At 60.8% G+C, this 9185-nt stretch carries 13 protein-coding genes; 2 read left to right on the top strand and 11 right to left on the bottom strand.

What is annotated here, in order from left to right:
* A partial coding sequence (locus EN935_RS12295) for an amidohydrolase family protein (protein WP_164771098.1) occupies positions 1-1130 on the bottom strand: 1130 nt, incomplete at its 3' end.
* A gap of 146 nt (positions 1131-1276) precedes the next feature.
* Between EN935_RS12295 and EN935_RS12290 the strand changes: the two genes are divergently transcribed.
* Both EN935_RS12290 and EN935_RS12285 read left to right on the top strand, forming a co-directional pair.
* On the top strand, positions 1277-2125 hold the full coding sequence (locus EN935_RS12290; protein WP_109671731.1) for an alpha/beta hydrolase: 849 nt from the start codon (positions 1277-1279) through the stop codon (positions 2123-2125).
* A gap of 116 nt (positions 2126-2241) precedes the next feature.
* Positions 2242-2907, top strand: coding sequence for an outer membrane protein (locus tag EN935_RS12285; protein WP_127263069.1), 666 nt, complete (start codon positions 2242-2244; stop codon positions 2905-2907).
* Here EN935_RS12285 and EN935_RS12280 read toward each other — a convergent pair.
* From EN935_RS12280 to EN935_RS12245, 10 genes are all read right to left on the bottom strand, one after another.
* A complete protein-coding gene (locus tag EN935_RS12280) occupies positions 2895-3653 on the bottom strand; it encodes an amino acid ABC transporter permease (RefSeq protein ID WP_127263068.1) in 759 nt (252 codons plus the stop codon). The two genes, EN935_RS12285 and EN935_RS12280, sit on opposite strands and share 13 nt — an antisense overlap.
* Before the next feature lie 20 nt (positions 3654-3673).
* Positions 3674-4381, bottom strand: coding sequence for a transporter substrate-binding domain-containing protein (locus tag EN935_RS12275; RefSeq protein ID WP_164757597.1), 708 nt, complete (start codon positions 4379-4381; stop codon positions 3674-3676).
* 116 nt (positions 4382-4497) lie between these two features.
* Positions 4498-4827 (bottom strand): GYD domain-containing protein, encoded by a 330-nt coding sequence (locus EN935_RS12270; protein WP_127263066.1) that lies wholly within the window; start codon positions 4825-4827, stop codon positions 4498-4500.
* Positions 4828-4850: 23 nt separating this feature from the next.
* Entirely contained in the window at positions 4851-5294 is a 444-nt protein-coding gene (locus EN935_RS12265; RefSeq protein ID WP_127263065.1) for an isochorismatase family cysteine hydrolase, read from the bottom strand.
* Positions 5272-6138 (bottom strand): hypothetical protein, encoded by an 867-nt coding sequence (locus EN935_RS12260; protein ID WP_127263064.1) that lies wholly within the window; start codon positions 6136-6138, stop codon positions 5272-5274. Before EN935_RS12260 ends, EN935_RS12265 begins: the two co-directional genes overlap by 23 nt.
* A gap of 6 nt (positions 6139-6144) precedes the next feature.
* Positions 6145-7224, bottom strand: a complete 1080-nt coding sequence (locus tag EN935_RS12255) for a hypothetical protein (protein WP_127263063.1) — start codon at positions 7222-7224, stop codon at positions 6145-6147.
* A 52-nt stretch (positions 7225-7276) separates the two neighbouring features.
* Complete coding sequence (locus EN935_RS12250) at positions 7277-7579, bottom strand: hypothetical protein (RefSeq protein WP_127263062.1); 303 nt, start codon at positions 7577-7579, stop codon at positions 7277-7279.
* Positions 7576-7752 carry a hypothetical protein gene (locus tag EN935_RS40780; RefSeq protein ID WP_164757596.1) on the bottom strand — a complete coding sequence of 59 codons (177 nt, stop codon included), beginning with the start codon at positions 7750-7752 and terminating at the stop codon, positions 7576-7578. Before EN935_RS40780 ends, EN935_RS12250 begins: the two co-directional genes overlap by 4 nt.
* The gene (locus tag EN935_RS40775; RefSeq protein WP_164757595.1) at positions 7745-7909 is read right to left on the bottom strand and encodes a hypothetical protein; all 165 of its coding nucleotides are present in this window, start codon (positions 7907-7909) and stop codon (positions 7745-7747) included. Before EN935_RS40775 ends, EN935_RS40780 begins: the two co-directional genes overlap by 8 nt.
* Positions 7906-9185 (bottom strand): DNA polymerase (locus tag EN935_RS12245; protein ID WP_206534509.1); only part of this gene is annotated, 1280 nt, incomplete at its 5' end. The genes EN935_RS40775 and EN935_RS12245, both read right to left, overlap by 4 nt.

Here is a 9185-nt window from a genome sequence, read left to right as displayed (position 1 = left end):
CCCTTGGCCAGCCTGACGCCGCGTGCATAGACCTCGTCGATGGTCATTGCGGCGAGATCCGAGACGATCAGCAGGTCGGCCAGCCGCCCCGGCGCAATCGAACCGATCTCGCGCTCCAGTTTGAAATGCTGGGCGGTATTGAGCGTCGCCATCTGGATCGCCGTCACCGGCTTCAACCCCTGTTGGATGGCGTGGCGCACCACGCGGTCCATATGGCCTTCCTGAACCAGCGTGCCGGAATGGCTATCGTCGGTGCACAGGATGAAGTTGCGCGGATCGATGCCGCTCTCGGTCACCGCCTTGATCTGCGAGGCGACGTCGTACCAAGCCGAGCCCAGCCGCAGCATCGCCTTCATGCCCTGGCGCACCCGGGCGATGGCGTCCTCGGCGCGCGTACCCTCATGATCGTCCTCGGGGCCGCCGGCGACATAGCCATGGAACGGCAGGCCGAGATCGCGCGAGGCATAGTGACCGCCAACCGTTTTCCCCGCTTTCACCGTCGCGGCGATCTCGCCCGACATGACAGGATCGTTGGCGACGACGCCGGGGAAATTCATCACTTCACCCAGTCCGATGATGTTTTCCCAGGTCATCGCCTCGGTGACGTCTGCGACCGTCAGCTCGGCGCCGGCGTGTTCCAGCCCCGGCGCCGAGGGCACGCATGACGGCATCTGCACATGCACGTTGATGGGCATCGCCACAGCTTCGTCATGCATCAGCCGCACGCCGGGCAGACCCAGTACATTGGCGATCTCGTGCGGGTCGATGAACATCGAAGTGGTGCCGTGCGGAATGACAGCGCGGCAGAACTCTGTCACCGTCACCATGCCACTTTCGACATGCATGTGCGCGTCGCAGAGACCGGGCACCAGGTAGCGCCCGCCGGCGTCAACCACCTTGGTACCCTGGCCGATGGCATGGCTGGCGTTCGGCCCGCAATAGGCAAAGCGGCCGCCGGCAATGGCGATGTCGGTGCCGGCGATGATCTCGCCCGAATGGACATTCACCCAGCGGCCGTTGCGCACGACGAGATCGGCGGGTTTGCGCCCCATGGCGACATCGACCAGATGTGTCGCCATCTCGGTCCAGGGTTTGGGTTTTGCGGGCCTTGCGGGCTTGGCTTTCGTCATTGGCGATTCCTCGGTTGGGGCCAGTGTCGCAAATGTAGGCTGGCGCCGCCAGAGCTGTCGGTCCGACATCCGGCGGCAGGCCAGGCTTGTTGACTAATCCGGCTAAAACGCGATGCTGACTGCGGATCGAGCTGCAAGAGGGAAACATGACCCGTTTTTGGAAAGCGTTCGCCATCATCTTGTTCGCAGCGTCGACCACTTTTGCCGCCGCCGAGGAACGTTGGCAGACCTTGCCGGAGCCGGCGGCCATGCCCAAACCCGATCAGAGCGGATATGCGCCGGTGAACGGCATCCAGATGTACTACGCCGTTTTCGGCGCGGGCGACCCGGTGCTGCTCATCCATGGTGGCCTCGGCCACGCCGACATCTGGGCCAGCCAGGTGGCCACGCTTTCCCAAACGCACAAGGTGATAGTCGCCGACAGCCGTGGCCACGGTCGCTCCACCCGCACCGAGCAGCCTTACGGCTACGACTTGATGGCGTCGGACTATCTGGCGCTGCTCGACTACCTGAAGATCGACAGGACCGCGGTTGTCGGATGGAGCGATGGCGGCATTATCGGTATCGACATCGCGCTGCATCATCCGGAGCGGCTGACAAGGCTCTTTGCGCAAGCCGCCAACGTAACCACCGATGGCGTCGATCCCGGCGTGATGACCAACAAGACCTTTGCCGCCTACATCGACCGCTCCGGCCGCGACTACAAGAAGATGTCAAAGACGCCGGACCAGTATGACGCCTTCGTGGCGCAGATGAGCCATATGTGGGAGAGCGAGCCGGCGTGGACCAAGGAACAGCTCGCCAAGATAACCACGCCGACGGCGATCGTTGCCGGCGACCATGATGAGGCGATCAAGCGCGAACACACCGAATACATCGCCTCCGCCATCCCGGGCGCGAAGCTGATCATCCTACCCAACGCCAGTCATTTCGCCATGCTGCAAGCGCCGGATGAGTATAGCCAGGCGGCGCTGGACTTCATCGACACCAAATAGGGATTCTGTGCGGCAGAAAGGGGATTGCGATTGTTGAGCAATGGGATTCCGTTTTGCGGCGAATGTGGTTATCCTCGCCGCAAGGATCTTTCTGAATCGTCATTTCGGGGAGTTCGATGCATCGACTGATGGTCGCAAGTGCCGGTTTCCTTGCCGCTCTGGCCGTGCCGGCTTTCGCAGCCGACCCGGCGGTCGACCTGCCGATGACCGCGCCCGGCTTCGACTGGACGGGTTACTATGCCGGCATGCAGGCCGGCTATGGCTGGGGCCAATCCGATATATCAGGGACAGAAGGCGCGCCGTTTTCAATCTCACCCGACATCGACGGCGGCTTCGTCGGTGGCCATGTCGCCGGCCTTTGGCAGTTCGACCAGGCGGTGCTAGGCGCCGAGGCAGATCTCAACTATTCCTCGATCGAAGGCACGACGGAATCGGGCCTGGGAAGCACATTTGGCACCGACGTCAAGTGGTTCGGGTCGGTCAACGCCAAGGCCGGCTACGCGATGGATCGCCTGCTGGTCTACGGCGTTGGCGGCATCGCCTTTGCCGGCATCGAAACGTCGCAAGTCGCGGGGCCGGCGTTCACCACCACGCGCACAAATGTCGGCTGGACCGTCGGGGCCGGCGTCGACTACGCGCTGACCGACAAGTTCGTTGTCGGCGCGCAGTATCGCTACTACGATTTCGGCTCCGAGCATTACGACACGCCGGAACCCTTTAACGATCGCGATCAGAATGTGAAGCTGAACACGGTCGGCATCAATTTGAGCTACAAGTTCTGATCGCTCCCGTTCAGTGCCGGTGTGGTGCGGACGGGTTGCAAGCCGGAATTCCGATCGTTGCTCTTCCGAGAATATGGGGCGGACATTCGCCTCTCGATCCAGCCTTGCGCGAGTGTCAGGATGGAGACCATGACGAGATAATAGAGGAACGCGCAGGCATACCATTCGGTGAACCGGAAGCTCGCCGATATGGACAGGGAGGTTGTTGTCATCAATTCCCGCAGCGAGATCGTGTACGCCAGGGACGTCGATTTCAGCAAGGAAATGAATTCATTCATCAGAGACGGCAAGGCTATACGCATTGCCTGAGGCATGACGACCAAGCGAAAGGCCTGAAATTTGGTAAGCCCAAGTGCGGCAGCCGCCTCCCTCTGGCCAACCCCCAGAGACCCAAGCGCGGCCCGCATGATTTCCGCGTTATAGGCCACACCGACCAGGGTCATGCCAATGTAAGCGGCAATGAACGGGGTGAACCACGACGAGCGGAATATCGGAAACAGTTGCGGCAAGCCGTTCCAGATAAACAACAGCACCAGGATCATGGGCGCGCTTCTGAACAACCAGACATAGGCCAACAGGACCCAGCGGACCGAAGCATGCTTCGAGCTTAACCCGATCGCCACCGGCAAACACAGCGTGAAGGCCGTCACCTGGACGCAGATCGAAAGGCCGATCGTTATTAGAGCGCCCTGGATCAAGGCGGGGCTGACGAGAGCTTGAAGAAAAATGGTCGGATCAAAAAGCACGTCGGCCCCGCGCTTCTTGCCTACGAGCCAAAGTCTACGTCGAAACCAGACTCGGGAAAATTGTATTTCTTCGATATCTCGCCAAACGTTCCTTGCTTCTTGAGCGCCTTAAGCGCCGACCTCAGCAACGCCAGGTCTTCCGGCGATTTCTGGATGTATATGCCAAACTGGAACTCGGAGGGATAGGTGTACACGACCTTGATCTTGTCACCGGTCTGTTTGGTGCGAACGCCAGCTTCAGCCGCTTCGGTCAGCGTTGCATCGGCTCGCCCGATCATGACCTGCTGGGTCGCCGCGACTTGCGATTCATAGGTCTGGAAGGTGACAAGCGCCTTGCCCTCCGCCTTGAACTTCTTGTTCATCTCGTCGGGTGCATCGGCGTAAGACGTCCCGGCTTCGATCGCCAGTGACTTGCCGGCAAGGTCGTCCGGGGTCTTGATCGCATTGTTCGTCGCGGCAGTGACGATCACGGTCGACGATTTCAGATAGGGCACCCCATCATAGGATTGACGGCGCTTGTCGTTGAGATAGATGCCACTGATGACGAGCGAGCAGCGACTTGCCTGCAGCGACGGCAGAAGCCCATCAAAGCCTGAGACCACGAATGTGATGTCGGCGCCCCAGAATTTGGCAAGCGCATCGGCGACATCTATGTCGACGCCGACCGGTCGCGTGTCGGTTGGCTTGTCCATGTAGGTGAATGGTGGAAAGCCGGCCGTGGTGCACACGGTGAGGTGTCCGTCGTGTATGAACGAGGGCGCAGCTGTTTGAGCAAGAGCGGTTTGGCTGAGCAGTGTTGCGCCCAACACAGAAGCGATGTGGCAGGCACGTAGCATCGTTCGTTTCATGGCAATTCCCCTGTTGCAATTCGGCTTTTTCTTTTTATCGACGCCTCGACAATCGAGCTCCATGCCGAGGCGTCGAATGCACGAAGCACGACCGGATCGACATGCCCGTCCTGGCGGGCGACGAGCAGGTATTGCATCATCGCCGTTTCGCTCGGCATCTCGAAAATCTGCACGAAATCGTAGGCGCCCATTGTGGCGTAGAGGGCGACGCTGCGCCCACCGAGATCTTCGACTCGTTCACGACTGACCCGAGCGCGCTCCGGAGAATTGGCAATCTCGTCGAGCCCCCGCTGCGTGAGACGCATCAGAGAGATGAAATAAGGCATTGCACCAATCCAGTTGGTTTCGATCAGGTATTGGCCGAGGACGAGTCCAATGCGCGAAGGCCCGCCATCACATCCGCCGCCCTTGAGACGACACCGTAGATGCCGTCCTCGACGGTGACCATGTGAACGGCGGCGTCATGGGCGTACTGGTCGCCGCTGGCGCAGGCATCCTCGATCAGCAGGCATTGGTAATTTCTGTCCGCCGCCTCACGCATTGTCGTGCTCACGCAAACGTCCGTCGTGCAGCCGCTGAAAAGCAGGTGGGAAATTCCCCTGGCCCGCAGAACATGATCGAGGTCGGTATGGGTGAATGCACCGTTGGCAGTCTTGTCGATGACGACGTCGTTGGCGTGGACGGTGATTTCCGGGACAATCTCAAAACCTGGCGACGAGCGCAAAAGGACTTGGGTTCCCTCGAGCCCCGCACGTTTGCGACGCCAGCGCTCATAGGGAGTCATATCGGCCATGTCGGCGCGATAGCCCTGCCTGGTATGCAGGATCAGCGGTCGGGGTCTTCTTGGACTGGGCGATCTCAGGGGTCACCTTCGGTCCAACCGGGCCGTCCCGCAGGGGGACGCCAGCTTCATCGCTGAGTTCCTTGAGGACCTTCATGTCGACGAAACCGTTCGGCACCGACTTGACCAGCCGGTAGAGCTTGGAGACAGCGTTGGCCGCTCCAGCGGTTGCCAGATCGGTCAGCAGGTTGACGGAGAAGCTCTTGGCGAGCGCCGTGTCCCGGTCGTCCTCGGGATTGACCACGAGAACGTCAGGCACCGCGCCGTCAGCGAGGGAGTTCACGAGGTTCGCGAGGTTGTCCTCGTCCTCGAACGTGAGCGAGCTAATGCCCGCCCCGACGATGGCCGCAGGGACCACGCCACCGGAGACGATGGCACCACCAACTGCAGGAGCCGCCTGACCGACGACCTCTGCGACGTTGTCGGCCCATGTGCGTTCGGTGTCGAACTCCGGGTCGATGCTCTGACCGTAGTCCTTGATCGACTGACCGGCGTCGGTGAAGCCGAGCTTCTCAGCCACGGTGCCAGCGGCGGTCGCGAGACCACGACGTATCTCTGGGTTCATGATCGTCTGCACAGGACCACCGAGGGTCTTGTCCATACCGAAGGTGCCACCCATGGCATACGGGTTGTCGATGATCGCTTGGACTTCCTCGCGGGTCTTTCCGCTGAGGGCTACCGCATCGTCGATGAAATGCGGGAATTTTTCGGGGTTCGTTCGGTAGGCCTGAGCCAGTTCTGCGGACGGCTGCATCGAGCCGTCTTCGAGTTGAACCCACGGGGAAGTTTGATCCATACGTTGTTACTTTCCTAGTGCATATTCGGGTCGAGTGGTCCGCGTCTGGACCTCCTGAGCCTGAGTGGCGATGAGACCCTGCTGGACCTGTTGGGCTGCTGCCTGAATTTCGAGCAGCGAGGGGCGCTTGCCGTCGTTCGCTTCCATCATGTCGTTGAGGACAACGGCGATCTGGCTGTCGAACAGCTTCTTGTTCTCGCCAATGATGGGGAGCTTGAGCTTCTCCATGACGGGCTTGATGGCAGGCATGGCCAGGATAGGCTTGACGGTCTGCTCGATGTCGTAGTGCTGCATCGCGTTGGCGTAGGTGTCTTGGTCGATGGTGCCGTGGACGTAGGCCCTGAGGGCATCCTGCGGGAACGCGGGGTTGCCGTAGTTCGCCATCTTCGTGAAGTCCTCGTTGTCCATGTCTGCCGGGTCAGGCGGATTGGTCTGGAGGTCGAGGAGCTTCGTGTAGACGTCGTAGTTCTTGGTCCTGAGGGCCTCCAGCGAGCCGCTGTCCTTGGAGCGGATGACCTTGTCGGCCAGCCCGGCGATCTCCTGATATGACTTCTGCTCCTCAAGGGCCTTCTTGGCCGTGGTCTCGTTGCGCAGCTTGTCGCGGCTCTCGATCACACGCGCCCGGTCAGCCATCGAGAGCTTGCTCGATGCCATGCGGTCTTCCCAGTGGTCGCTGTTGGCTTCCTCCGGGTGCTTCTCCATGTAGCGGATGTAGGCGTCAGCCTTGGCCGAGCGGGCCGTAGGGACGTCCACGCCGCTGTCGGACGGGGCATTCTCAAGATCGGCACCGGCATCGCCAATGCTGTCGAGGGTGATCACACCCTTCTCGTTCTTGGTGATCCTTGCCGGGTCCTGCTGGTACGTTTCCTTGAACCGGATGAGCGCCGCGAGGGTCTTGCGGGGCGACATGGATGCCGTGTTCAGGCCATCGTCGTCGTACTCGCCTCTGCCGTTGGTCTTCTTGAGACCGGCGAACTCTTTGGCGAGCCCACTGTCGAGGAAGTCCTCGGCGGAAATCTTGCCTTCGAGGTAGTCCTTCATGCCACGGGTGCTGACCAGTCGAGCGAAGATCAGTTGATCCTGCACGGCTGGCGTGAACTTGGTCGTCAGCGGCAGACCAGCGGCACGGATGGTGTCCCTAGAGCCGCTCGATCTCCTCGATCACCGCGTAGTAGGCCAGCGGCTTTCGGGAGCCCTTGCGGTTGGACTTGTAGTCGGGCTCGACAAGTTCCTTGCGCCAGTTCACGTCGTCCGAGAAATAGAAGACCACGTCGTCGGTCCCGGCGATGTCGGTGAGGTCAGCCAGCGTTGACTGGAGGACCCCCCAAGCGTCGTTGAAGTCCGAAAAGAGGATGTGATAGCGGTCGAGAAACCGGGTGTCCTTTTCGACAGCCACGGTCGACCGGTGGACAATCATGTCCCCGTCGATCAGGAGCTTCACTTGCGCCACACCCCGGCAATGTCCCGGCAAAGCTGCGGGGTTTCCCGGATGATCTCCCGAGTGGCTTCCCAGAGCAGAACCCCGATGACGTAAGGTGGGATGAGTGGTGCGTAGCAGATGATTGCGATGCGGCGACCCAGGCGGGTCTCGTAGCGGTTGGCTGGCTTAAGCATTCGGGAGGGTCTCCTCGGTAACTCGGGCGATGTGCGTGGCGATCTTGCGGAGGAAGTAGGTCTGCGCGATCTCGGCTTGGGCGTCGGGAAGGTTGTCGGCCTTGAGGGTCCACTTGGTGCCCTCGGCGTCGACTGCGTAGTAGCGTTCAGTGGTCAATGGCATTCCTTCCAGTTGTCTCCGATCTTGTATTCGCCCGTCAGGGGCACCCGGAGGTTCAGTTTCTCGCCTGCGATCTTGATGGCTTGGATGCACAGTTCACCCACGATGGATGTCTGCTTGCCGTCCGCGTCGGTCTCGATCAGGCTGGGGTCGATCTCCATCTGGAGTTCGTCGTGGACCCACGCCATGAGGCGCACATGGGTCTGGTAGAGGCCGTGTTCCTTGAGGAGCTTGACGAACTCGATGATCCACAGCTTGCACATCACGGCACCGGCTGACTGCAGGAGCAGGTTCAGCGCCGAGTGGGGCGAGCGGGAGAACAGGATGCGTCCGTCGAGGCCCTTGAGGGACTTGGTCTTCTCGACCTTCTCTTTGATGCCGTCGATCAGCGCCTTGAGAGCCGGGAGGCCCTTCATGACGTTGCGCTTGAGCTTGCGCCCGAGCTTCGCATCGCCACCGGCAATGAGACCGAGCAGCGCCAGACCGGAGCCGTATAGGAACGCGTAGAACCATCGCTTGGCGATCTGCCTCGTCGATAGTCCAGCGGCCTTCTGGTTCTTGGTGTGGACGTCGCCGTTGACCACTTCCTCGGCGTACTCACCGTTGTCGTGGCGGTACATGAAGTGGCCGAGCATCCGCAGTTCGAGGCCAGACACGTCGCAGCCTAGCTGCTTCCAGCCCAACTTGCGGGCCTTCGTGGTCGGCCCAAAGCACTCTCGGCAGTCGGCACCAAATTCCTTCTCGTTGGTCGGTATCTGTCCGACGTTGAAGTTGGAATGCGAGGCGCGGCCTGAGACCGTGCCCCCGGTGTTGGTCGTGGTGTAGACGTTGCCGTCAGACTTGACCGCCGACAGCCAGGCCTGATCACCCTCCGCTATCTGTCCGATCCGCTTCTGGATCATCTTGTAGCGAGCGAGTTCAGCGGCCTCGGGGTACGGAAGGTCCTCAAGGATCGTTTCGTCGATCTTGGGCTTGCCGGTGGGCGTCAGGTCGATCGGTTTCCAGCCGTAGAGCTTGATGAACCGGTCGGCGATCTGGTCGCCACTGTTGGGGTTGAAGACGTTGATCTTGATCTTCTGCGACGGGTAGGGAACGGTGTGAACTGCAATTGCTACCTCTTTCAAAGCTTCGGCAATCGCGAGCGCCCCTTGCGGGGTGGTCACGACGGTGGCGGTGCGGAATTTCAGGATGATTTCGCCTCCCCTCCGGGTGACCTTGAGGTCCGAGGGGAAGCTTTCGTTCGAGAAGTCGTTACGCGTCATCCGACCAGCGC

It is taken from the genome of Mesorhizobium sp. M7D.F.Ca.US.004.03.1.1 (assembly GCF_003998635.1).
In the GTDB taxonomy this organism is placed as follows: domain Bacteria; phylum Pseudomonadota; class Alphaproteobacteria; order Rhizobiales; family Rhizobiaceae; genus Mesorhizobium; species Mesorhizobium loti.
The sequence above is the reverse complement of the archived record's forward strand: the minus strand, read 5'-3'. Positions and strand labels throughout refer to the sequence as shown.